The sequence below is a fragment of the Puia sp. P3 genome (assembly GCF_050632245.1).
Lineage (GTDB): Bacteria > Bacteroidota > Bacteroidia > Chitinophagales > Chitinophagaceae > Puia.
Window position 1 is genome coordinate 904,960 of the sequence record NZ_CP192583.1, and the last position, 22,824, is coordinate 927,783.

The following is a 22,824-nucleotide window of genomic DNA, read 5'->3' on the forward strand; positions in this document are numbered from 1 at the left end:
CCGGGGGCTACTGCATATGAGAAAATATATTCTTACAGTCCTTGTTTTCGCCGGCTTCTTTACCGGACACGCACAGGTGATCGTCGACAGAGACCCCGAGATAGCAAATATGATAAAAGAAGTGAATGCGGATTCCCTTCAGTCTTATATCAAAACGATGGTGTCCTTTGGGACGAGGAGCACCGTGAGTTCGGTCACTGACCGGAAAAAGGGCATCGGGGCCGCCAGGGAGTGGGTGCTGTCGAAGTTCAACCAGTTTGCGGCGGCATCCGGCGGACGACTGACGGCATTTGTGGATACTACTACCTATGCGGCGGATGGCCGACGGGTGAAGGAGCCGATCAATCTGGGCAATACGGTGGCGACCCTGAAGGGGACCGACCCCAGCGACAACCGGATCTTTATTATCAGCGGTCACCTGGACAGCCGGCGGACGGACGTAATGGATGGAGTGGCTGATGCGCCGGGCGCCAATGACGATGGCAGCGGAAGCGCGGCGGTGATGGAGTGCGCGCGGGTGATGAGCAGGCATTCTTTCCCTGCGACGATCGTCTTTGTCACGGTCAGTGGGGAAGAGCAGGGGTTGCTGGGTTCGGGGTATATGGCAAGGAAGTCGAAGGCGCAGGGCCGTACTATCGAAGCGGTGCTGAACAACGATATCATGGGCAGCAATAACAGCAACGAGACCAATATCATCGACAATACGCGCGTGAGGGTTTTCAGCGAAGGGTTGCCTGCCTACGATCTGGACAAGCAGGCCAAACAGATCAGGCAGCTGGGGCTGGAGAACGATGGGGCGGCCAGGCAGCTGGCGCGTTATGTAAAGGAGGTTGGGGAACGGTATGTGGACAATCTGGAGGTTGTGATGGTCTACAGGAACGACAGATTCCTGCGCGGGGAGATCATTCACCTTATGTCGAGAACGGCTATGCGGCGGTGCGGATCACCGAGATGAATGAGAACTACAATCACCAGCACCAGGACGTGCGGACGGAGAAAGGGGTTGTTTATGGCGACCTGGCCGAGTTTATGGATTTCGAATACCTGCGGAAGAATACGGCCATGAACCCGGCCAGTCTGGCGAACCTTGCGAAGTCGCCGGGGATGCCGCAGGAGGTGCGGGTGGAGGTGCGCAGCCTGACCAACGGGACGCAGCTCAGCTGGAAGGCGCCGGCCTATGGTAAGGTGAAGGGGTATTATATACTGATGCGGGAGACCACCAGCGCGGTCTGGCAGAAGAAAATATTCTCCGCGTCGACTGATATTAAATTACCCTTTTCGAAAGACAATTATTTCTTTGCTGTTCAAAGTGTTAGTGAGAATGGGAACGAGAGTTTACCCGTAGTGCCCTTGCCGGGGAGATAGCGGGTGTAACCTTTTTCCCGTGATAGGCGTCCAAGGGGATTAACCTTCAACTATGTTTTCCAACTACTTCAAGACTGCGCTCCGCAACCTGTGGAAGAACAAGGGTTTTTCTGCCATCAATATCGTCGGCCTGGCCATTGGCCTTTCGACCTGTCTGCTGATCCTGATATTCGTAATGGACGAAACGGGATACGACAAGTACAATGAGAATGCAGACAGGATCTACCGGCTGGATGGGGACATCAAATTCGGGGGAATCATTTCATTCTGGCAACTGCGCCGGCGCCGGCGGGCCCCGCGATGCTGCGGGATTTTCCCGAGGTCGAGAAGGAAACGCGTTTTCGGATGTACGGGGGGCTGACCGTGAAGAAAGGGAATCAGAATATCCGCGAAGACGCGGTTATACATGCGGATTCCACGCTGTTCGATGTGTTCACGCTGCCTGTGCTGGCCGGGGACCCGCATACGGCGCTGGTCGAGCCACGTACCATCGTCATCAGTGAAAAGATAGCCAAAAAATATTTTGGGGATGCGCCGGCGGTTGGGCGCAACCTGATCGTCAACGACAGCATACCCTACAAGGTGACGGCCGTTATCAGGGATATGCCGGAGCAGTCGCATTTCCGGTTCGATATTTTTGTAAGCCTTTCGGAATCGAACGAGGCAAAGAGCACGACGGAGTGGGTAAGCAATAATTTCAATACGTATGTCCTGCTGCGGAAGGGTGCGGATCCCAAAAAGCTGGAAGCGAAGTTGCCGGGGATGGTCCGCAAATATGTCGGTCCGCTGCTGATGAGTGTGGTGAACACCTCCCTGGATGATTTCTTTAAAAGCGGCAATTTCGTGGGCTTTTATCTGACCCCGCTGACCTCGATACATCTGCACAGCAATAAGACCTCCGAACTGGGGGCTAACGGGAATGTCCAGTACGTTTATATTTTCTCCGCGATAGCCCTGTTCATACTGTTGATCGCCTGTGTCAACTTTATGAATCTGTCGACCGCGCGTTCGGCCAACCGTGCCAAAGAAGTGGGTGTCCGCAAGGTGCTGGGCTCTTTGCGCGGCCATCTTGTCTCGCAGTTCATGATGGAGTCCCTGCTGATCAGTCTGGTATCCATGCTGCTTGCGCTGGGGCTGGCGTGGGCGTTGTTACCCGTCTTCAACAATCTTGCCGGGAAGCATATGTCGATCGGTCTGTTCTCCCGGCCCTGGCTGGCGCCGTCGATACTCGTGCTGGTTGTGGTGGTTGGCATTCTTGCCGGTAGTTATCCGGCGTTCTTTTTGTCGGCGTTCCGTCCTATTGCGGTATTGAAGGGGAATTTGGCTTCGGGTTTCAAGACCAGCTGGCTGAGAAACTCGCTGGTCGTCTTTCAGTTCGGTATCTCGATCTTTCTTATCGTGGGTACTGCGGTTATCTACCGGCAGGCTGGGCTATATCCGCGAGCGGTCGCTGGGCTTCAACCGGGAGCAGGTGCTGATCATCAATAATTCCTATACGCTGGGTAACAAGGTCAGGGCCTATAAAGACAATCTGCTGAAGCTGCCCGGTGTAAAAGGCGTGACCATGACGGGTTTTCTGCCAACGTCGGATTCGCGCAATGACGATGCCTTTTTCTTTACGCCCGACCTGGACCCGAAGAAGGCTATATCGATGCAGGACTGGAACATCGATGAGAGTTATATCCCGGTTCTTGGAATGGATATGGCGGCGGGAAGGAATTTTTCAAAGGATTTTCCGACCGACTCCAATGGTGTCATCATTAACCAGGCGGCCGTACAGCTAATGGGTGGCGGAGACGTAATTGGCCGCAAACTCTATGAGCTGGAGAGTGCGACGAGCAAGAAGCTGATCGAATTTCATGTGGTAGGGGTAGTAAGAGATTTTAATTTCAACTCCCTCCGGCAGGTGGTGACGCCGGTGGGTTTGTTCCTGCACAACGACAGGGGAAGTATAGCGCTGCGGCTTGGTACGGGTGGCGATCTTTCGCGGCTGGTGAAACAGGCGGAAATGGAATGGCGGAAATTGGCGAATGGGCAGGAGTTTAGCTATGTCTTCATGGACGACCAGTTCAATTCCATCTATAAGGCCGAACAGCGGATGGGAGGGATATCGCTGTCCTTCTCGCTGCTGGCTATATTTATCGCCTGTTTGGGGCTTTTTGGTCTGGCGGCATACGCGGCGGAGCAGCGAACGAGGGAGATCGGCATCCGAAAGGTGCTGGGTGCGAGTGTCGGCGGAATTATTACGCTGCTGTCAAAAGATTTTCTCCGGCTGGTGCTGGTAGCGGCCATACTGACTTTTCCACTGGCGTGGTGGGCCATGCACGGCTGGCTGCAGGATTTCGCCTACAGGATCAGTATTGGCTGGGAGGTATTCGCGCTGGCGGCTGCGCTAGCGGTATCGATCGCGCTGGCGACGGTGAGTTTTCAGGCGGTGAGGGCGGCGCTGGCAAATCCTGTAAAGAGTTTACGATCGGAGTGAGCCATGGAGAGCCTGCCCGGCCGGGGTCTATGTTTGCGCTAAAATTTATATTAACTTTAGTCGCAAGCCCTGAATTATGAGCAAATCTATGCAAAACAACTCCCGTAGTATTATAGAGACCATTCTGGTGCTGCTATTGTTGTTGAGCCTGATGCTGGCATTGTATGACGTGCTGAAGGTCTTCTTCGGCGTCCTGACTTTCGCGCTGATCTTTTCCGTCTCCTTTTCGGGTATATTTGAACGTTTGGTCCGCCTTGTCGGCAACCGGCGCAAGCTCGCGGCCGTTGTCTATTCCATCCTGCTCGTCGCTATTGTCGCGTTGCCCGTCATCCTGATCGTTGGGGCGGTGCGAGCCCATATCAGGGAGGCTATCGAATGGATCGGCCGTATCAGGGCCAGCGGTATTCCGCCATTGCCGGAATGGATCATCAGGCTTCCGGTCGTCGGATCGGATATCCAGGCTTTCTGGCAGCAGCTGCAGGATAGTCCGAGGGATACGATAACCCATCATGAAGAGCAGGTCCGCATGCTGTTGCGTCGTGTGCTGGCCAGCGGCGTTGGGATGATCAGCACCATTCTCCAGGTAGTAGTTGGAATAGTTATTTCGGCGTTCTTCCTGGTCTCGGGGGACAAGATACTTCAGCCGATAAAGGCGACCGTCGCCCACCTGCTGGGCCGGAGGGATGGCCTGACTCTGCTGGCGGCTACCACGCAGGCGATCAGGGGCGTCTCTATCGGCATGATGGGGACGGCATTTATTGCGGCGATACTGGCGTGGGTCGGGCTGGCGATCGCGGGTGTTTCGTTTTCGCTGGTCCTTGCGGGGGCCGTGTTCTTTCTGGTGCTGATACAGGTGGGGCCGTTGCTGGTATGGGTGCCGCTTGTCATCTGGTCGGCGATGCAGGGGCATACGGCGATGACGGTATTTTTGATCATCTATGGAATAGGACTGCTGGTCATCGATGGATTTTTAAAGCCGGTGCTGATCGCGCGTAGTGGGGGGAAGCTGCCTTTTCTGGTGATGTTTCTGGGAGTGATTGGGGGGCTGGCGGCGTGGGGGTTTACGGGAATGTTTAAAGGTGCCATTATAATGGCGGTTTTTTATACGCTTTTTACTTCGTGGTTACAGAAAAAAGAATGGCCATCAGCTGACGCTGGCGGCCATTCGCCGGGTAAGCGGTACGCTTACACCATTAGCGGGGCTCAGCGGCCGGGCGGGCCGGAGCCGTAAATGCTTTCTTCATTAGTTCGGTTACTTCGGAAATGGCGCGTTCGAGCTGGTTGTCCCTGCCACGGGAGCCCTGGGTCAGGTCTTCCGGAACGAGGATATCGGGGTCGACGCCGTGTCCTTCTTTGAACCAGCTGCCATCGGGGTTGAGCATCCGGAAGGTGGGGACGGTGACGTTGCCGCCGTCGATAAGACCGGGAGCTCCGCTGATGCCGATAAGACCGCCCCGGTGCGCGTTCCGATGAGGGGGCCGAGGCCTGCCTTGCGGAAATAGTCGGGGAAGGCGTCGCCGCCGGAGCCGCTCCATCCATTGATCAGCATGACCTTGGCTCCGAAATTACCTGCCGGAGGGGTCTGGAAGGCTGCACCATCGCGGGTCGCAAAGAAGGCCAGCGGCTTGCGGTTGAGCATCTCAACGAACCGGTCGGGTATCTGGCCGCCGTTGTTGAATCGTTCGTCGATGATCAGCGCCTTCTTCTCGAGCTGGCCTGTGAACTGCCGGATGAGCTCGTTCTGTCCGTCGAGGCCTGTGCTCGGCACGTGGATATATCCCACCTGGCCGTTGGTGGCCGCTTCGACCCTCGTTCTTTTCTCTTCTATCCACGCCAGATTGCGCAACCTGAACTCAGTCGGCATCAGCTGGACGACGACCGTATGTGCGCCGCTCCAGCCAGCGCTGCTGCTGTATGTAATTTCCACCGACTTGCCCGCGAGGTTGACGAAGGGCGCAAAGACGTCGGTCTTTGTAGTAAGCGGAATGCCGTTAACGGCGAGTATATAGTCGCCCTCTTTGACGGGGACGCCTGGTTGTGACAGCGGCGACCGGACCTCTGCATCCCATGAAGCCCCGCGGATGATCTTTTTGATCTTATAGTAGTCGCCTTCGGGGGTCCAGTCGACGCCGAGATAGCCGACCGAGGCGCGTTTGGTCTCTTCGATCGCACCCCCGCCGTGATAGGTATGCGAAGAGTTGAGCTCGCCGATCATTTCTCCGATGATAAAGTCAACTTCCTCGCGGGTAGAGGCTTCGTCGACCAGTTTGCCGTATTGCGTGCGTACCTTTGCCCAGTCGACGCCGTGCATAGCCGCGTCATAGAAATAGTCGCGCTCGAGCCGCCAGGCGTCGGTATATATTTGGCGCCATTCCTCGCGGGGAGTGACCCACTGCTGCATCTCGGAGGTCCGCAGTTTCTTTTCCATTTTCTGCCCTTCGTCGGCGGCTACGATGAAATAGCCGTGATCTTTTTCGACGAGGATGTGTTTGCCGTCTGCGGCCAGCTCGATAGCCCCCACGTCTTCGAGGATAGTTTTTGTCTTTCGTTTGTCGATGTCGTAGAACCGGAGGGCCTGTGCCTTCAGGCCCGATCCCGTATTGGGTTGCTGCAGATAGAGCAGTTTGCCCTCGGCCGCCTGGAGATTGTTGTAGTTACCCGCTTCACCCGGCAGGATGATCAGCCGGCTCTCCAGTGCGTCGAAGTCGATCTTTACTTCGGGCGCGGATGGCTTCGACGCGGGTGGGACGACTGGTGGTTTTGCTTTCTTGTCCGCTGCGGCGGTTTTCTCTTCCTCCTTCTTAATGGCTACCGTATCGCTTTTCGGATACAGTGGAGAAGGCGTGGACTTTTGCAGGACGATCGCCGCGAGTCTCGTTGAATTGGGATAGATAAAGGTATTGTCCAGGTCGCTGTACAGCGGCTCGAACGACTGATTGGTGGCAACGAACAAATATTTGCCGGAGGGGTCGAACGCCGGGCTGCTGGTGCTGTAGAAGGGCGACGTTACCTGGTGGAGCTGTTTGCCGGAATAGTCGTAGACGAATACCGCGCTGTGGGTGTTTGGCAGGTCGCGGCCATAGGCCAGCCAGCGGCTGTCGGGAGACCAGCTTGCCTTGAAGGATTGTAAGGGGCCGTCGGTCATATAGGTGCCGTGGTCGACGACCGTGGTCTGGTCGGTGCCGCGGTCATAAATATTTATCTTCATCGCCTTGTCGATAAAGGCGAGTTTTTTGCCGTCGGGTGACCAGTAGAGATTGTAGCGGAAGCCCGGGCCGTAGGACGTGAGCTTTTTTCGGGGGTATTCTTTCCTGCTTCGCGGATCGTGAGCTCGTATTCACCCGAGCGGTCCGACCAGTAGGCAATGTATTTGCCGTCCGGAGACCAGGCGGGAAAGCGTTCGGCCACGCCGGAGCTTTGGGTAAGATCGATCACCGGTCCATCCTCGGCCGGGACGGAATAGAGATCGCCGCGCGCCTCGAACAACACCTGTTTGCCGTCGGGACCGACGAATGCGTTGTAGATGAGCTTTTCCGTTGGCTGGAGGCTGGGGCGCAGCGCGGACTCGTCGCTGACCAGCTGTACGGACACCTGTTTGTACTGGTGAGCGCCGAGCGAATACAGAAAGAGGGAGCCGCCTTCCTCGAAGACGATATCGTCGGGGCCGAGGGAGGGATAGTGTACGTCATAGTCGGTGAAATGGGTCAGCTGGGTAAATTTTTTGGACGTGATGTCGTATTCCCAGAGGTTCATTCTTTTTTCATCGCCACGGTCGGAAAGGAAGTAGATGCTGTTGCCGTGCCACATGGGCAGTTCCTCGTCGGCGTCGGTGCCCGCGGAAATATTCTCGTCGGCATAACCGTTGAGGTGGAAGAGGTGGATCTTGCCCGCCCAGCCGCCGCGGTAGCGTTTCCAGTTGCGGCCTATCTGTGAGGTGTAGGTGAAGGCGAGTTGTGTCCCGTCGGGAGAGAGCGAGCCGTACTCGGCGTAGGGCATTGGCAGCGTTTCGGCGGGTCCGCCTGCCGCAGCGATGGAGAAGAACCGGTTGAAGCGTTCGCGGCCGCTCTGCCGGCCCGAAGCGAAGAGCAGGCGCTTGCCGTCGGGATACCAGTCGACGACCCTTTCGGCTCCGCTGTACCATGTGATGCGGGAGGGGATGCCACCCATTGTCGGAATGGTATAGATCGAGTTATTGCCGTCGTAGTTGGCGGTGTAGGCGATGGTATTGCCGTCGGGCGAGAATTTAGGGAAAGACCTCGACGCCGGCGGGCGAACTGAGGTGGATCGCTTTTCCGCCTTCCTTAGGAACGACCCACAGGTCGTTGGCGTAGGTGAAGACGATCTGCGTCGCAGATACGTCGGGATAGCGGAAAAGTGCGGCATTGGTCTGTGCCTTTGCCGTAGTGGCGAAAAGGCACACGAAGGATAGGATGGTTAATGGAGTTCTTTTCATAATGATGATATTTGATCGGCGGGCTATTTTGCGAACAATTGACTGATGTCCTGAAAGGCCTTGAATTCGAGGGCGTTTCCCGAGGGATCGAGAAAGAACATGGTGGCCTGTTCACCGGGAAGACCTTTGAACCGGATGTAGGGCTCGATGACGAATCGGATACCGCGTTGTCTGACGCGCTGTTCCAGCTCGTGCCACTGGTCCCATTCGAGGACCACGCCATAGTGGGGGACGGGAACGTCGTGTCCGTCGACGGGATTGGAGTGAAGGCCTTCGGCGGCGGGCCTTGGTTTCAGATGGATCACCCACTGATGGCCGTACAGATCAAAATCCACCCATGCGTCCGAACTGCGCCCCTCTTCACAGCCAAGGACCTCGCGGTAAAAGGTTCTGGCTTCCTGCAGATCATAGACCGGGACGGCGACGTGGAAGGGTGTGATTTTTTTCATATTTTCAATTATTGTATGTGCCGGTGCTTTTGCCGGGACGATGCCTTAAAGATAAAACATTTAACCTATGCTGAAAGTAAGGCTCATAAGGGCTGTCGCGATTTCTGGATTATTGGTGCTGGGACTGTGTGGACGGTCGCAAAACAAGATCGTTGTATACCAGACCGATTTTGGCCTGAAGGACGGCGCGGTGTCGGAAATGAAGGGCGTGGCAATGGGCGTTTCGCCTGACCTGAAACTCTTTGACCTCACGCATGAGATACCCGCCTATGATATCTGGGCGGCGGCTTACCGGTTGCAGCAGACCGTACCCTACTGGCCGGCCGGGACGGTATTCGTCTCCGTGGTAGACCCGGGAGTGGGGACGGCGAGAAAGTCCGTAGTGCTGAGGACGAAGACGGGGGTATTTGTCGTAACGCCGGACAATGGGACGCTGACGCTGATCGCCGAGACGCTTGGTATATCCGAGATCAGGGAGATCGATGAGTCGGTGAACAGGCGCCCGGAGTCGAGGAATTCTTATACGTTCCATGGCCGGGACGTATATTCCTATACGGCCGCGAGGCTTGCGGCAAGAGTCATCAGCTTCGAGCAGGTGGGCCCTCTGCTACCCAGACAGGAGGTGGTATCGATACCCTATCAGAAGGCTGAACTGAAGGGGTCGGTCATTGCGGGGACTATACCTGTATTGGACGTGCAATACGGTAATGTATGGACGAATATCCCCGGCGAATTATTTGGACAACTGCACGTGTCCTTTGGTGAATCTGTGGATGTTCGCATCTTCCATCAGGGAAAGGAGGTCTATAAGGGAGATATGCCCTATACGTCAACGTTTGGCTCTGTGCCGGTGGGCAAGCCGCTGGCCTACCTGAACAGTCTGCTGCAGCTGTCCTTTGCGCTCAATCAGGGCGATTTTGCCGCAGGCAATAAGATCGGCAGTGGCGGAGAATGGCGGGTAGAGGTGCGTAAAAAATAATCGGCCATGACCTTTTATGAGCAGGAAGTAAGGAGGATCAGCGCCATGCTGTATCCCCGGCCCGAGCTGAGCCGGCGGATCGTAGAGGCGAAGGAATACATCGACCGGCAGTATCAGGGGCCGGTGGACCTGTCGTCGATAGCCGGCAGGGCTTTTGTCTCGAAGTTTCATTTCCTGCGGCTTTTCAAACAGCACTACGGGATGACGCCGCACCAGTACCTGACGGCGGTGCGTCTGCGGGAAGCGAGGCGGCTGCTTGCGGAGGGGCTGCCCGTCTCGCAGGTATGCGGGGCCGTGGGATTCGACAGCATCTCGTCCTTCAAGGGACTGTTCAAACGATACTGGGGTAAGACGCCGTCGATGCTGAAAAAAGCAATTTTGAAGACGGGGGCGGAGGTAAAAGATCGATAGCTTCGGGTCATGAAAATAGCAATAGCACATGTAATGGTCGACGACCAGAAGAAGGCGCTCCATTTTTATACGGAGGTGCTGGGTTTTATAAAGAAAAGAGATATTCCGATGGGGGAGCATTCGTGGCTGACCGTGGTCTCGCCGCAGGAGCCCGATGGTACGGAGTTGTTGCTGGAGCCGATGGGTTTTGAGCCGGCGCGCGTATTTCAGAAAGCCCTTTTCGACGCGGGTATACCTGCTACGATGTTCAAGGTGGAGGACATACAGGAGGAATACCGGAGGTTGCAGGGAAGGGGTGTGGAGTTTAAGATTCCTCCGACGCAGATGGGGCCGTCGACGATTGCGACGTTTGCGGATGGGTGTGGGAATTATTTGCAGATATTTCAGGTGTGAATTTGGCTCCCGGGCGGGCGGCCGCGGCTCTCAGAAGTACAACTGCACCATATGTCTCCAGTATTTGGCCTTGTGGGATTCTCCGTCCCACAGGTGCAGGGCGTTCCAGATGCCTTTTTCCCATAGGGCGTTGCTGATGGCGCGGTTATTGTCGATGAAGACGTCCTTTTCTCCTATCACAAAGATTATCTCCAGTGCTTTCAGCTGTTGTATCAGCATGGGGTCGTTCAGGTTGGGGATGAACTGGCTGGGCATGTTGTAGTAGATATTCTCGTCGCGGTAGCCCTCGAAGAGGTCGTCGAAATGTTCCATCGAGCTGGTAAGGTCATAGCGGCCGCTGAGGCCTACTACTTTATGGAACAGGGTGGGGTGTTTGAAGGCGAGGTTGGCGGCGTGGTATGCCCCGAGGCTGCAGCCGGCGGCCACTATCGTGGCATGAGGGTTGGCGTTCCCGATGCGCTCGAGGACCTCGGTGAGGATGTATTTTTCGTATTGCAGGTACCTCAGGATGCGTTCGGCGGGATGCAGGTGTCTGGAATAGAAACTTTCCTTGTCTACGCTGTCGACGCACCAGATCTGGATGGCTCCTGCCTCGATCTTTCTCCGTAGGGCTTCGATCACGTGCCAGTCCTCATAGTCGAAAAAGCGGGCGGTGCGTGTGGGAAAAAAAGGATGGGATCGCCTGCGTGGCCAAAGACCAGCAGTTCCATGTCTCGTTCCAAAGAGGGGCTGAACCATTTATGATATTCTCTTCTCATGGCGTCCGGGCAGATAGATATTGCAATATGATCTCTTTCCATAAAGCATAGCCTTTCGCGTTGATGTGCAGTCCATCGGGGTCCAGAAATTCTCTTTTCGGATAACCGGAGTTATCGGTCATCCTATTATAGACATTTATAAAGTGCAGGTTGTTGCCTTGCCTGGTAATTTCTTCTTCGATAATTCTGTTCGTGTAGCGGATACTATCGACGATGTTCCAGCGGGTGATGCTGGGTTTTATGGAGATAAAGGCCAGCGGGATATCGCCAAAGCGCTGACGGGTGCGGGTGACCAGCCTGCTGAAAGAAGATGAACACCTCTTCGGGGTGGCGGCCGTCGCCCAGGTCGTTGTCTCCGGCATACACGATGATGGAAGAAGGGCGGAATGGGGTTAGCAGCCGGTCGAAGAACCAGTCGCAGGCCGCGAGGGTCGAACCTCCGAAACCCAAATTGGCGGGTTGCCAGGGTGCAAAATCTTCGTACAGGCTCTCCCACAGGCGAATGGACGAGCTGCCATAAAAGAGCAGTTTAGGATCGTAGGTCAAGGACGTCCTTTCTTTTTCTAGCCGCTGGACTTCGTTCTCATACCAGACCATAGACGGGGTTTGTCTATCAAATATAAGTGGAAGTAAGGATAACGGACCGCTTCGACCAATTGATAAAATTAAGATAACGGGCGCAGTTGGCTAGGACAGCGGGGGCAGTTGGCGCGTGTGGTATTCGTTCAGCCGGGCGAGCATGGATACGAGCTGCTTCTTTTCTTCTCCTGTCAGCGTCGCCAGGAATTCGGCGTGAACAGGGTTGAGTTTCGTGTAGCCCTGCAGGAGTGTTTGTTTGCCTTTTTCCGTGAGGCTGAGCAGGGCGGAACGTCTGTCGTCGGCGTCCGGTGTTTCTTTCAGAAAGCCTTTTGCCGCAAGTCTTTTCGTGATCTCGACGCCGGTGGAGCCTTCAATAAGCATTTCCTGGCAGAGTTGTTTTTTATTGGGGTTGTTCATGATGGCCGCCTGGACGAGCATGGCAAACTCCTGGGGTTTGGTGAAGCCGAGGTATTTGACGATGGGCTTGCTGCGGAATTGGAGGATGCGGTGTAGCCTGGTGATGAGGAGGATGGTCCGGGCTGTGGTGTCGGTCTCCGCGTTCACGGCGGTTGGTGCGGATTCGGCACTTGTCGCATCAGGTTTGGCGGTTGTCGCTGCGCCGGCTTCGGCCGTCTCTGCCAGGATCCACCGGGCAAAACCAGTCATATCCCCGTCGGGGAACTGGTTGAGATACTCTTCCCAGCTTTGATAATAAAGGCATTATGGAAGAAGCGGACAAGCCCATGCACCAATTTTGGTGCAAATTATAAAAAATATCCGACAAAAATGCTGCATATTGAACCGATATTGTTTATTTTCACTTTCCTAATTAGAACAAAATTGTTTCATTATGGAAAATATTTTGCTCGGCCTTATCGTCTTCTTTTCCCTCGGGCGGGATTGGCAGTTTTGGCTTATTGACCTGGCCGGTTTCGTGATAGAAGCGCTGGAGCCCGGGAGGGTATAGGGCGTCTGCCGTATATTGCTGAAAATTTGGACTATGAAAAAATTCTTATGGACAATAGCAGTGGCCGCGGGGGTGATTGCGGGCGGACCTGCGATAGCGCAGCAGCCCGGTTTCGATACCGCGGGTATAGTCGGCGGGGCTCTGGAGCAGGTACCGAGGGCAGTTCTCGTTCACGGAAGGCGCGGCAGTCGACCCGAAAGGCAATATCTTTTTTACAGATCAGCCCAATAATAAAATATGGGAATGGCGCCTGGACGGGCGGCTGGTGCTGTTCATGGACAGCGCTGGTCGGTCGAACGGGATGTATTTCGACCGGAAGGGCCGGCTTGTCGCCTGTGCCGACGAGAACGATCAGTTGTGGGCGATCGATAAAAATAAAAAAGTTCGCGTCCTGCTGAAGGGGCTTGGAGGAAGGAGGTTTAACGGCCCTAACGATCTCTGGATCGACCCGCGGGGGGCATCTGGTTTACCGATCCCTATTATCAGCGGGATTACTGGACGAGAACAAAGCCCGACCTCGATGCTCAGAACGTGTACTACCTGGCTCCGGGTGCAACGGAGGCCGTGATAGCCGCGGATGGCTTAAAGCAGCCTAACGGTATCGTGGGTACGCCGGACGGGCGCTATCTCTACATATCGGACCTTGGAGCAGGAAAAACTTATAAATACAGCATCGGGTCCGGCGGCCGGCTGTCGGACCGGGAGTTATTCTGCGGCAAGGGCTCCGACGGAATGACGCTGGACGCAAAAGGAAATGTTTATCTCACCGGCAATGGGGTTACGGTCTACAGCGCTTTGGGCAGGAAGGTAGCATATATACCGGTGCCCGAAAAATGGGTGGGAAATTTGTGTTTTGGGGGTGGGGACAGGAAGACGTTGTTCATTACAGCGTCCACGGGAATTTATACAATTCCAATGAGGGTAAGGGGCGTAGAATAGTTAGTGCGTGACTAAGAACTGTTCGATCATTTCCCGATAGGCCTGCATGGTATCCGGCTTGGCTACTACGTCCTGGGCTCCGAGTTCGAGGCATTCCTTGTAGAAGTCCCGCACCTGATAGGTGGAGTAGACGATGGTTGGGATATTCTTGTACCGCGGCTGCGCCTTGAGAAATAAGAGGCTTTCTTTCCCGGTCATCCTGGGCATATTCTGGTCGAGGATGATCAGGCCAGGGAGGTCGTCATCCGCGGCATTGTTAAGTATAGCTACCATTTCAAGACCATTCTCGGCGTTGTTGATAATGGAGTCGGGGTCTAGTTCATGTAGTAACTCTTCGAAGATCTGACGATCGTCGGCGTCGTCGTCTACAAGTAGGATTTTTTTGTACTTCAACATAACTTGATGTTATAAATCAGTGTTTTTTTGGCAATATCCACTCAAAAATGGTCCCTTCACCCTCTTTACTGTGGACCGCGATAGTGCCATTGTGTCGTTCGATGATCTTTTTGTTATTGCAAGACCTATGCCCGTGCCTTCAAAGCGGTCTTTGGAATGAAGGCGCTGAAAGAGTTTGAAGACGTCATCGGCAAACTTTTCTTCGAAGCCGATGCCATTGTCAGTCAGGGTGAACCGATAGTAGTCGCCATAGGGATCGGCCGGGCTGTTGAAATCCTTGCCGCGTATGCATTGGGCATCCAGTCGTATGATGGGTGGGACGCCGGGTTTACTGAATTTCAGGGCGTTGCTGATAAGGTTGTGCAGTACCTGGCGGATCTGCCCGGGCAGGATATCGATCTCCGGCAGATCGCCCGCGGTGAGTTCTGCTTTCTTTTCCCGGATATTTAATTCAAAGTCGTCCACGACCTCTGCGAATACGACCTTAAGGTCGGTTTTTTTGAAGAACGAGACTTCGGCAGAGAGCCGGGAGAAATTGAGGATGTCGATGATCAGCGCCCGCATGCGGTCGGTGGAACGCACGATCTTGTTGAAATGGGTCCTGACGTCATCGGGCATTTGCCCGTCATACCGTTCGCGGATGGCATTGGCGAACATATGGATCTTTCTCAGTGGTTCCTGAAGGTCGTGCGAAGCGATGGAAGCGAACTGCTGCAGCTCGTGGTTGCTCGTCTCCAGGGCCTCGTTCATCTGTTGCAACTGGGCGGTGCGTTCGGCTACTTTCTCTTCCAGGAGCTGTTTGGCGCGGGAGAGTTCTTCGGTGGCCTTCTTTAGGTCGGTGATATCGAGCATGGAGCCGAGCATCCGATAAGGCGTGCCGTTGGGGTCGTGCAGGATATAGGCGCGGTCGAGGATGGAAGCGTAGCTGCCATCCTCCCTGCGGAAACGGTATTCGCGGCTCCACTGTGTCTGGTGGCTGTTGATGGCTGCATAGATGCTGTCTTCCGTCGCGGCGCGGTCGTCCGGGTGTATCCTCAGGAGCCAGCCATTCCGGTCGGGTGGCTTCCCCGGAATCTCGTGGCAGAACCGGTGGAAGAAGGTATCGCTCCACCATACGATGTTATTGACGAAGTCCCAGTCCCAGAGCGCGTCGTTGGTGACGCGGGAGACGAGACGAAATCGTTCTTCGCTGACGGCCAGCGCCCGGGTCCTTTCGGCCACCTTGTCTTCCAGTTCGGCATTCAGTCGCCGGAGCGTCTCCCGGGCAGAGACCAGCTCCATATAATTGGAGCGCAATTTTTCTTCGGCCTGTTTGCGTTCGGTAATATTGGTGAATGTGGCTACGAAACCATCCATCATCTTTACGATGGTGACCTCGTACCATTTATCGTCCTCTGTTATCCGGATAAAACCGTGGAAATTCCTGCCCCCGTCGACAACCTCCATATATTTTTTGAGGAGGTCGTTGGTCGTCAGCTGCGGCAGCTGACTCTTCAGGAAAGCTCCTTTCAGGTCCTCGTTGGACCTGTGTACCATGGCGTTGGCGGCGTAGTTGGATGAGAGCAGTGCAAAGTCGATGATGTGGTTGCCTGCGTCGCGACTGGCCTGGAAAGCGAATATGGCGCTGGGACTGGAGTTGAACACTCCCCGGATAATATTGTTGAGGTCCGTGATCTTTGTGATATCGATGAATGCGATGATCACGCCCTCATTCCTGCCGTCGTGGGTAAGATAGGGCATAATACGCATGAGCAGGTTCTTCCCGCCGACCAGCTGCACTTCCTTTTCGAGGGCCCGGCCATTCTTTAGCACGGACTGCGCGTCACCCAAAAGATTTTCCGAACGGATATTATTCGAGATATGGGTAAGAGGCCGGCCGATATCCGATTCGATGAAGTTGATCATCCTGGAGGAGGCCGGGTTGAATTTCCGGATACGGAGCTTGTCGTCGAGGAATACCTGGGCGATATCGGTACTACGGAAATAATTGTCGAGGTCGTCGTTGAGCTCGATCAGCTCTTTGATCTTCAGCTGGTGTTCGGTGTTTAGCGTGATGAGCTCTTCGTTGAGGGACTGCAACTCTTCATTGGAACTCTGCAGTTCTTCGTTCGCAGAGAGCAGTTCTTCGTTGGTAGACTGTAGTTCTTCGTTGGTGGTCTCGAGGTCTTCAATCGCCAGTTGCAGGTGGTTCTTGGTCTCGTTTAGTTCGGATTCCAGGGCGCGAACGTATTCTTCTTCGTGTCCGTTGTGTTGCCAGGTGTGACCGTTGCCGTTGCTGGTTGCTTCCTCGGAGGCAGTCTCCCTTATGGCAAGCATCGTATAGGATTCGGAGGAGTTTGCGGCACCCGGGCGGATGAATATTTCCAGCGACACCATTTTGTCGTCCTTGAGATAGCGGATGTTGCGCAGGTGAGCCTTCTCTTTGGTTTTTTCCGCCTTTCTGATCTCGGCGCTGAGCAGGATCGAAATGCCGGATGGGACCATCCTGAGGAGGTTGAGGTGCAGCTGCCTGCGGGGGAGCGTCAGGAATTTCTCGTAGGGGCCGATGGTCTCGCGGATCTCGAAATTGCTATCTACGTAAATTGCAACAAAGGAAAGGTCTTCCGTCAGTACCTGTCTGAAGTCTTCCCATAGGATGGACTGCGAGCGGGTATCTTTCGGCAGGGCGGACTTTGCGCCTTTGGCGGTGCGGCTCGTATATCCTTCCGCGAGTCCCTGCTGGTAATGGTAGCTGGGTTTTGTTTCGGCGGTCTTCCGGTAGATCTTCCACCTGCCACTGACCTCTTTGACGTCTTTTTTGAGAAGGCTGGAGTTTTCGCTCGGTCCGAGAAAGATGAATCCGTCTCTACCGGCAGCGAACAACAGTAAAGAGAAAATACGTTGTTGCAGTATTGGGCTGATATAGATAAGCATATTGCGGCAGCTGACCAGGTCGTTGCGGATGAAGGGTGGGTCCTTGATGATATTGTGCCGGGCAAATACTATCTGTTTGCGGATGCGTGGAATGATCGTATAGGTCTTGCCGGTGCGGGTAAAATATTTCCGGAGCAAGTGGGGTTCGATGTCCTTTTCGATCGAGGAAGGGTATTCGCCGATGGCAGCGAACTGGATGGCTTCCGAGTCAATGTCGGAGGCAAATATCTTGACGCTGAGATTTCTGGGGCTGTTCCCGAGAACCTCGTCAATGACCATAGCGAGCGTATAGGCCTCCTCGCCGGTGCTGCATGCGGTGACCCAGACCTTGATCGTATCGTCCTCGTCCTTGTTTTCGATGATGGCTGGAATGACCTTCTCCCGCAGCAGGTCGAAGGCTTCCCTGTCCCGGAAAAACCGGGTCACTCCGATAAGGAAATCCTGTCCCAGTTGGCGGACCTCGTCTTTGTTCTCCTGCAAATACGACACGTACTGGTCGGGGCCTGAAAAATTGCCCTGCATTATTCGCCGGTTGATGCGCCGGAGGATTGTCGGGGTCTTGTAATAATGAAATTCGACGCCGGACTGCTTCTTTATAAGGTCAAAGACCGATGTGAGGAACTGCTCGTCTTTTTTATCGTTGCTATACAGCTGGGCGGGCGGGGGAGATATGATCGAGTATCTCGTTGCAGATGGCTGAGGGGGCAGGATAAAGTCGGCGTTACCGGCGGCGATAACGCTGTTGGGCATGCCGTCGAATTTCGCGGTGGAGGGGTCCTGGACAATAACGAGGCCTCCTTCTTTTTTATCGATTCCGTGCCTCTGGTGCCGTCGGTGCCCGTTCCGGACATGATGACGGCGATGGCCCTGGTTTTCCGTTCTTTGGCGAGTGAGTTGAAGAATACGTCGACGGCATTGTTGGGAACCTTCAGGTTGGTCTTCTCTGTCAGCCGCAGCTGATTCTTCTGAATGGTGATCAGCTTGGTATTGGGGATGACATAGATGCATTTCCGTTCGATCTCCTGGTGATCTTCCGCCTCGAATACCTTCATATCCGTATGGCGGCCGACCAGCTCGACGAGCAGGCTCTTATAGTCCGGCGAGAGGTGCTGGATGATGATGAACGAAAGGTTGGGCGTATTGGGCATACTGTCGAAGAACTCGTGGATAGCCTCCAGACCGCCCGCGGACGCTCCTATGGCAACGATATAGTGGTCATATTTATTTGTTGCTGTACTCATATAAAAAACTTCTGAGCGTTTCTGCGACGGACAGCTCGTCTTCCGCCCAGGGAAGGGAAGTACCGCTTACGGTCTGGCGCCACAATTTGAATGAATTGCGCGGATGGTAGTTGAGACCATCCTTTTCATAGACGATCCTTCCGCCGGGATCTCCGCCCCAGTCGATGATCTTTTTGACCTCGGGTCTGAACAGCAGTACGTATTCTTCCTTGTGAGGGTTGAAGGGGATCGCCAGCAGGCCGCTGGCCATATCCATATACGGAGCCGCGTGGTCGAACTGTCCGGAGAGGTGGTCTGTCTGGTAAGACCGGGTGAGCCGGCGGGTATGCAGCCAGAGGAGTAGTTCGTCCAGGCTGTCCTTGTCCGGCAGAGAGCCCAGTGTGGTTAGTTCACCGTTGAGAGTGACTGCGGCGCCGGTGGCTTTGAAAAGGTCGAGGACCGTCGTGTCTCCATGCTGCAGGGCCCCGGGAATATTGTTGGTTTCGAATACCTGTGCAACGATCCGGGCATATGACTGCTGGGTACTGGTATAGCTGTTGTGCTTTTCCTTATTCTGGAGCGTATGCATGCGGGACGAGATGACGTTGGACAGGAGCTCGAAGATCGAGCAGAGTTCGAAACTGAGCGTTCTCGCCGTCCTGTGATGGCAGGCGATAAGCCCCCAGAGCCGGTCGTTGTTGAGGATACGGGTCGACATCGACGCGGTAACGCCCATATTGGCCAGATACTCGAGGTGGACCGAGACGACTCCACGGACATTGCAGTCGGAGAGATCGGTGAAGGAATGCGTGACCGGGTTGATCACCGGGTATAGTTTGACCGGCCGGTAGTTGCGGTCGGGAATAAAGCGATAGGGGTTACGGAGGTAAAGGTCGCGGGCTTGTTTGGGAATGTCAGATGCGGGGAATGTAAACCCAAGGTAGGCTTCCATGTCATCGGCCAGTTGTTCGGCGATCACGGTACCGTTCCAATCCTGGTCGAACCGGTAGATCATGACCTTGTCGAAACCGGAAAGGCGCCGGAGCTCGCGGGCCGCGATGGCACAGATATCCGTCGTTGTCGTGGCGCTTTCGATGAGGGCCATGGAATATTTTATCTCCTGGTAGATGCTGACGAATGAGCGGAGGCTTTCTTCCTCGTGGGGCCTCACCTCGAGCTCTGCGAGAATATGGTCCTCCTTTATATGGACGAGGGCAAGATATTTTTTGTCGCCGATGGACCAGACCTGGGGTATCCTGTCGGAGCTATTTCCGCCTGCCAGCAGTTGCAGAGCGGCGGCAGTGGGCGCGGAGAGGAGGGTGTCCAGCTTTGTCCGGATCAGCTGTGGCGCGGACAGGCCAAATATCTGGTCTGTGTTTTCGCTCGCCTGGATTATGGCAAGAGAGGTCCGGTCCAGGACAAGCAGGACGCCATAGGGTTGCACGGTGTTGATAAGGTGGATAGGTACTTTACCGCAGAGTTCCGAATCATAATTGGGGTTGGAGCTCATGTTTTTCGATCCAGTTTTTAAAAGTTAGGAAAGTGTCTTCTGCCGCCGCTATTATCTCGCGGCGCTCTTCTGTTGAAAAGGGTTGATTGAGATAAGTCTTAAAAGTTGTCCACATATGGCCGGTCTCGGCCCCATAGCCGTTGAAAAAGGACAGGCACCTGGTCGAATCCAGCGAGCGGCAGATCATGCCTGCGATGATGCGTCCGCCAAGGGTGCTCCCCTCGAGGACGTACATGGCGCCCAGCGCCCTGTGGAACGAGTCGATGACCGGCAGCCTTTCGCAGACCTGCTGATCGGGCACGGGAAGGCCCGACTCGCGGATATCCCACAGGATATATTCTGCGCGGCTTCGCCGGTTGATGTCCGTGAAATTGTCTTCTGTCAGGTATTGGCGGATCTCCTGTTCCACCGGGGCATAGAACCCGTGAAGCCAGTTGAGCATTCGTATATAGTCTTCGTAGGAGGAGATCTGTTTCAGAGCGACGATCATCCTCTTTTCCGAAGCGTGGTGTACTTCTTCAGTGTATTCCTTTAGTTCGTCTGTGAGCATGCCTAAAGTTTTTACTTGTTACCGATTGGCCAAAGTTATATTTCCGGTAGCTTAGAGGCTGTAGAACGTGTGTGGAAATAGTTCCACAAAATGGTCCTATCTTTCGCTCAGACATCATTCTATCTATCTATAACTTATGGACAATCGTAGGGAATTCATCAAAAAAGCGGCCATACTTGCGGGAGGGACAGGTCTGCTGCCATCGTCGATCCAGCGGGCACTGGCTATTGACCCTTCGCCGGGCAGTACCTGGCTGGATGCGGAACACGTAGTGATCCTGATGCAGGAGAACCGGTCTTTCGATCATTGTTATGGAATGCTGCAGGGCGTAAGGGGATACCGGGATCCCAGTGGCTGTCACCGTGCCTGGAGGCAATCCTGTCTGGCTGCAGTCGAATGCCGCGGGAGAGGTCTACACGCCTTTCAGGCTGGATATCAAGGATACAAAGGCTACGTGGATGGGGTCATTGCCCCATTCCCTGGACAGACCAGGCAGACGCGCGCAACGAAGGGAAGCATGACCACTGGCTGCTGGCCAAGCGGTCGGGGAACAAGGAGTTTGCGGGCATGCCGCTGACGATGGGGTATTATGACCGAAGAGACCTTCCTTTCTATTATTCACTGGCGGATGCTTTTACTGTAGCGGATCAGAACTTCTGTTCGTCGCTGACGGGTACTACGCCAAACCGCCTGCATCTGTGGACGGGCACCATTCGCGGCGGGGCATCGGCGAGGGCAAGGGTCAGGAATGAGGACACGGACTATGGTGTGGAAGCGTCCTGGACCACATTCCCGGAGCGGCTGGAGGATGCGGGCGTAAGCTGGCGCGTCTATCAGAATGAGATCAGTATCTATCAGGGATTTCAGGGAGAGGAAGACGCCTGGCTGTCCAACTTTACGGATAATCCGCTCGAGTGGTTCACCCAGTATCAGGTGCGTTTCTCGCCGGCGTATATGGACCATCTGCCGGAGATCGTTGCGGCGCTGAAGAAAGTGATCGCGAAACTGGAGGCGAAGCTGGCTGCCACGCCTTCCGACGATGTCATCAGACATAGGGTCGCGGAGCGGCAGGCCGTATTGAAGATCGTGGAAAAGGACATGACGGTGGTCACCCCTGAAAACAGGGACAGGCTGGACCAGCGAACGAAGAACATCCACGGGCGCGCGTTCACACGAAACAGCGGGGATCCGGATTTTCATTCACTCGAAAGTCTGGACTATACGGATGGCGACCGGAAGAGGGAAATGAAGGCTCCGAAAGGTGACGTTCTGTGGCAGTTCAGGAAGGACGTTGCGTCGGGCGATCTCCCGACGGTGTCATGGCTGGTGGCGCCGGAGAATTTTTCCGATCATCCCGGCGCGCCCTGGTATGGCGCGTGGTATGTTTCGGAAGTGATGGATATTCTGACAAAGAATCCGGAGGTCTGGAAGAAGACCATCTTTGTACTTTGCTATGACGAGAACGACGGATATTTCGATCATGTCCCTCCGTTCGTTGCGCCTGATCCCGCGCGGCCGGAGACGGGCAGGGTGTCGGAAGACATCGACGCGGCTTCTGAATATCACAGCCGTGAGCAGGACCTGAAGCATGCCAGCGAAAAGGCGGCGCGGGGCGGCCCTATCGGGCTGGGCTATCGTGTACCGCTGGTGGTTGCTTCGCCGTGGAGCCGCGGCGGCTATGTCAACTCGCAGGTGTTCGATCATACCTCTATAATAATGATGATCGAGAAGTTGGTACGGCATCGAAAAGGCAGGGAAGTCCGCGAGACGAATATCAGCGGCTGGCGTCGCGCGATCTGCGGCGACCTAAGCTCGATGTTCAGGCCCTACAATGGTGAGAAGATCGTGCTGCCGGAGTCGTTGGGTTTTGAGGAGACGCTGAAAGGCATCAACAAGGCGCAGTATCTGGGATTGCCGATGGGATATAAGCAACTGTCGGAGGGAGAGATAGCTGCCGCCCGTCACGAAGGCCATAAATGGAAGGGGTTGCCTGGCCAGGAGAGGGGACGCGCAGGTCCTGTGCTTTGCCCTATCTGCTTGGGGCCCGGGTTAGGGTGAATGGGGGCTACTGCGAGTTGACGATGGAGGTCCACGGTTCGGCCGGTGCGCCCTTTACGGCGTATATGGATGGTAGTATCCGCAACTATGCGGTCAAATCGGGTAGTCTGACCGATAAGTTCTCACTTGGAGCAGGTAAGTATGACCTGCGCGTTCATGGGCCCAATGGTTGGTACTGGGAGATGAGGGGAGCGGCCGGTGAAGTGGATTTGGGAGTGCGGCTAATGATTCAGGATGGCGTGCTGATCCTCGGCCTCGGTGGTGCTCATACTGTGGAGATAACGGATAATGCGTATGGTGAGGGGACGAAGGTCCGGAGGCCGGGGGACCGAACAAGGACGGGAGTTTTGGTATCCGGCTGCCGCTGCAGAAACACCGGTGGTTCGACTATACGGTGAGGGT

At 55.0% G+C, this 22,824-nt stretch carries 24 protein-coding genes and 2 pseudogenes; 14 read left to right on the forward strand and 12 right to left on the reverse strand.

Going from position 1 to position 22,824, the window contains the following annotated elements:
• Positions 1–16 precede the first annotated feature (16 nt).
• The 6 genes from ACQ86N_RS05140 (at position 17) to ACQ86N_RS05165 (ending at position 5,078) form a co-directional block, all read left to right on the forward strand.
• Positions 17–955: a M20/M25/M40 family metallo-hydrolase gene (locus tag ACQ86N_RS05140; protein ID WP_431214241.1), complete on the forward strand. Its 939-nt coding sequence runs from the start codon at positions 17–19 to the stop codon at positions 953–955.
• Positions 937–1,365 carry a hypothetical protein gene (locus ACQ86N_RS05145; RefSeq protein ID WP_431214242.1) on the forward strand — a complete coding sequence of 143 codons (429 nt, stop codon included), beginning with the start codon at positions 937–939 and terminating at the stop codon, positions 1,363–1,365. The genes ACQ86N_RS05140 and ACQ86N_RS05145 overlap by 19 nt, the downstream gene beginning before the upstream one ends.
• A gap of 52 nt (positions 1,366–1,417) precedes the next feature.
• The gene (locus ACQ86N_RS05150; RefSeq protein WP_431214243.1) at positions 1,418–1,726 is read left to right on the forward strand and encodes an ABC transporter permease; all 309 of its coding nucleotides are present in this window, start codon (positions 1,418–1,420) and stop codon (positions 1,724–1,726) included.
• A complete protein-coding gene (locus tag ACQ86N_RS05155) occupies positions 1,711–2,853 on the forward strand; it encodes an ABC transporter permease (protein WP_431214244.1) in 1,143 nt (380 codons plus the stop codon). Before ACQ86N_RS05150 ends, ACQ86N_RS05155 begins: the two co-directional genes overlap by 16 nt.
• Complete coding sequence (locus ACQ86N_RS05160) at positions 2,837–3,847, forward strand: ABC transporter permease (protein ID WP_431214245.1); 1,011 nt, start codon at positions 2,837–2,839, stop codon at positions 3,845–3,847. Before ACQ86N_RS05155 ends, ACQ86N_RS05160 begins: the two co-directional genes overlap by 17 nt.
• Positions 3,848–3,923: 76 nt before the next feature.
• On the forward strand, positions 3,924–5,078 hold the full coding sequence (locus tag ACQ86N_RS05165) for an AI-2E family transporter (RefSeq protein WP_431214246.1): 1,155 nt from the start codon (positions 3,924–3,926) through the stop codon (positions 5,076–5,078).
• Between the two features lie 75 nt (positions 5,079–5,153).
• Here the strand turns inward: ACQ86N_RS05165 and ACQ86N_RS05170 are convergent, their stop codons facing one another.
• The 4 genes from ACQ86N_RS05170 to ACQ86N_RS05185 form a co-directional block, all read right to left on the reverse strand.
• Positions 5,154–7,055, reverse strand: a complete 1,902-nt coding sequence (locus tag ACQ86N_RS05170; RefSeq protein ID WP_431214247.1) for a PDZ domain-containing protein — start codon at positions 7,053–7,055, stop codon at positions 5,154–5,156.
• Positions 7,052–8,014: a hypothetical protein gene (locus ACQ86N_RS05175; RefSeq protein ID WP_431214248.1), complete on the reverse strand. Its 963-nt coding sequence runs from the start codon at positions 8,012–8,014 to the stop codon at positions 7,052–7,054. Before ACQ86N_RS05175 ends, ACQ86N_RS05170 begins: the two co-directional genes overlap by 4 nt.
• A gap of 76 nt (positions 8,015–8,090) precedes the next feature.
• On the reverse strand, positions 8,091–8,300 hold the full coding sequence (locus ACQ86N_RS05180) for a hypothetical protein (RefSeq protein WP_431214249.1): 210 nt from the start codon (positions 8,298–8,300) through the stop codon (positions 8,091–8,093).
• Between the two features lie 23 nt (positions 8,301–8,323).
• The gene (locus ACQ86N_RS05185) at positions 8,324–8,749 is read right to left on the reverse strand and encodes a VOC family protein (protein WP_431214250.1); all 426 of its coding nucleotides are present in this window, start codon (positions 8,747–8,749) and stop codon (positions 8,324–8,326) included.
• 67 nt (positions 8,750–8,816) lie between these two features.
• On the opposite strand from ACQ86N_RS05185, the gene ACQ86N_RS05190 reads away from it, so the two are divergent.
• From ACQ86N_RS05190 to ACQ86N_RS05200, 3 genes are read left to right on the forward strand one after another with little or no spacing between them, the layout of a single operon-like run.
• Positions 8,817–9,728, forward strand: coding sequence for an SAM hydrolase/SAM-dependent halogenase family protein (locus ACQ86N_RS05190; protein ID WP_431214251.1), 912 nt, complete (start codon positions 8,817–8,819; stop codon positions 9,726–9,728).
• Positions 9,729–9,734: 6 nt separating this feature from the next.
• The gene (locus ACQ86N_RS05195) at positions 9,735–10,139 is read left to right on the forward strand and encodes a helix-turn-helix domain-containing protein (protein WP_431214252.1); all 405 of its coding nucleotides are present in this window, start codon (positions 9,735–9,737) and stop codon (positions 10,137–10,139) included.
• 9 nt (positions 10,140–10,148) lie between these two features.
• Entirely contained in the window at positions 10,149–10,532 is a 384-nt protein-coding gene (locus tag ACQ86N_RS05200; protein ID WP_431214253.1) for a VOC family protein, read from the forward strand.
• 30 nt (positions 10,533–10,562) lie between these two features.
• Here the strand turns inward: ACQ86N_RS05200 and ACQ86N_RS05205 are convergent, their stop codons facing one another.
• From ACQ86N_RS05205 to ACQ86N_RS05215, 3 genes are all read right to left on the reverse strand, one after another.
• Positions 10,563–11,153, reverse strand: a complete 591-nt coding sequence (locus tag ACQ86N_RS05205) for an alpha/beta hydrolase-fold protein (protein ID WP_431214254.1) — start codon at positions 11,151–11,153, stop codon at positions 10,563–10,565.
• A gap of 341 nt (positions 11,154–11,494) precedes the next feature.
• Positions 11,495–11,887 (reverse strand): hypothetical protein, encoded by a 393-nt coding sequence (locus ACQ86N_RS05210; RefSeq protein ID WP_431214255.1) that lies wholly within the window; start codon positions 11,885–11,887, stop codon positions 11,495–11,497.
• 90 nt (positions 11,888–11,977) lie between these two features.
• Positions 11,978–12,535, reverse strand: a complete 558-nt coding sequence (locus tag ACQ86N_RS05215) for a MarR family winged helix-turn-helix transcriptional regulator (RefSeq protein ID WP_431214256.1) — start codon at positions 12,533–12,535, stop codon at positions 11,978–11,980.
• A 334-nt stretch (positions 12,536–12,869) separates the two neighbouring features.
• Here ACQ86N_RS05215 and ACQ86N_RS05220 point away from each other — a divergent pair, with 334 nt between their 5' ends.
• Both ACQ86N_RS05220 and ACQ86N_RS05225 read left to right on the forward strand, forming a co-directional pair.
• Entirely contained in the window at positions 12,870–13,067 is a 198-nt protein-coding gene (locus tag ACQ86N_RS05220) for a hypothetical protein (protein WP_431214257.1), read from the forward strand.
• A pseudogene (locus ACQ86N_RS05225) lies at positions 13,042–13,775 on the forward strand (SMP-30/gluconolactonase/LRE family protein). The gene ACQ86N_RS05220 and the pseudogene ACQ86N_RS05225 overlap by 26 nt, the downstream one beginning before the upstream one ends.
• On the opposite strand, the gene ACQ86N_RS05230 reads toward ACQ86N_RS05225, so the two are convergent.
• From ACQ86N_RS05230 to ACQ86N_RS05250, 5 genes and pseudogenes are all read right to left on the reverse strand, one after another.
• On the reverse strand, positions 13,776–14,171 hold the full coding sequence (locus tag ACQ86N_RS05230) for a response regulator (RefSeq protein WP_431214258.1): 396 nt from the start codon (positions 14,169–14,171) through the stop codon (positions 13,776–13,778). It abuts the pseudogene before it with no gap.
• Between the two features lie 9 nt (positions 14,172–14,180).
• Positions 14,181–17,834 carry a CheR family methyltransferase gene (locus ACQ86N_RS05235; protein WP_431217998.1) on the reverse strand — a complete coding sequence of 1,218 codons (3,654 nt, stop codon included), beginning with the start codon at positions 17,832–17,834 and terminating at the stop codon, positions 14,181–14,183.
• Between the two features lie 6 nt (positions 17,835–17,840).
• Positions 17,841–18,325 (reverse strand): annotated as a pseudogene (locus ACQ86N_RS05240) (chemotaxis protein CheB); the annotation flags it as partial.
• The gene (locus ACQ86N_RS05245) at positions 18,306–19,814 is read right to left on the reverse strand and encodes a GAF domain-containing protein (RefSeq protein WP_431214259.1); all 1,509 of its coding nucleotides are present in this window, start codon (positions 19,812–19,814) and stop codon (positions 18,306–18,308) included. The pseudogene ACQ86N_RS05240 and the gene ACQ86N_RS05245, both read right to left, overlap by 20 nt.
• Positions 19,792–20,364 carry a biliverdin-producing heme oxygenase gene (locus ACQ86N_RS05250; RefSeq protein ID WP_431214260.1) on the reverse strand — a complete coding sequence of 191 codons (573 nt, stop codon included), beginning with the start codon at positions 20,362–20,364 and terminating at the stop codon, positions 19,792–19,794. Before ACQ86N_RS05250 ends, ACQ86N_RS05245 begins: the two co-directional genes overlap by 23 nt.
• Before the next feature lie 136 nt (positions 20,365–20,500).
• On the opposite strand from ACQ86N_RS05250, the gene ACQ86N_RS05255 reads away from it, so the two are divergent.
• From ACQ86N_RS05255 to ACQ86N_RS05265, 3 genes are read left to right on the forward strand one after another with little or no spacing between them, the layout of a single operon-like run.
• A complete protein-coding gene (locus ACQ86N_RS05255; RefSeq protein WP_431214261.1) occupies positions 20,501–20,941 on the forward strand; it encodes an alkaline phosphatase family protein in 441 nt (146 codons plus the stop codon).
• Positions 20,896–22,422: an alkaline phosphatase family protein gene (locus tag ACQ86N_RS05260; RefSeq protein WP_431217999.1), complete on the forward strand. Its 1,527-nt coding sequence runs from the start codon at positions 20,896–20,898 to the stop codon at positions 22,420–22,422. Before ACQ86N_RS05255 ends, ACQ86N_RS05260 begins: the two co-directional genes overlap by 46 nt.
• Positions 22,419–22,820: a phospholipase domain-containing protein gene (locus ACQ86N_RS05265; RefSeq protein ID WP_431214262.1), complete on the forward strand. Its 402-nt coding sequence runs from the start codon at positions 22,419–22,421 to the stop codon at positions 22,818–22,820. The genes ACQ86N_RS05260 and ACQ86N_RS05265 overlap by 4 nt, the downstream gene beginning before the upstream one ends.
• Positions 22,821–22,824 lie beyond the last annotated feature (4 nt).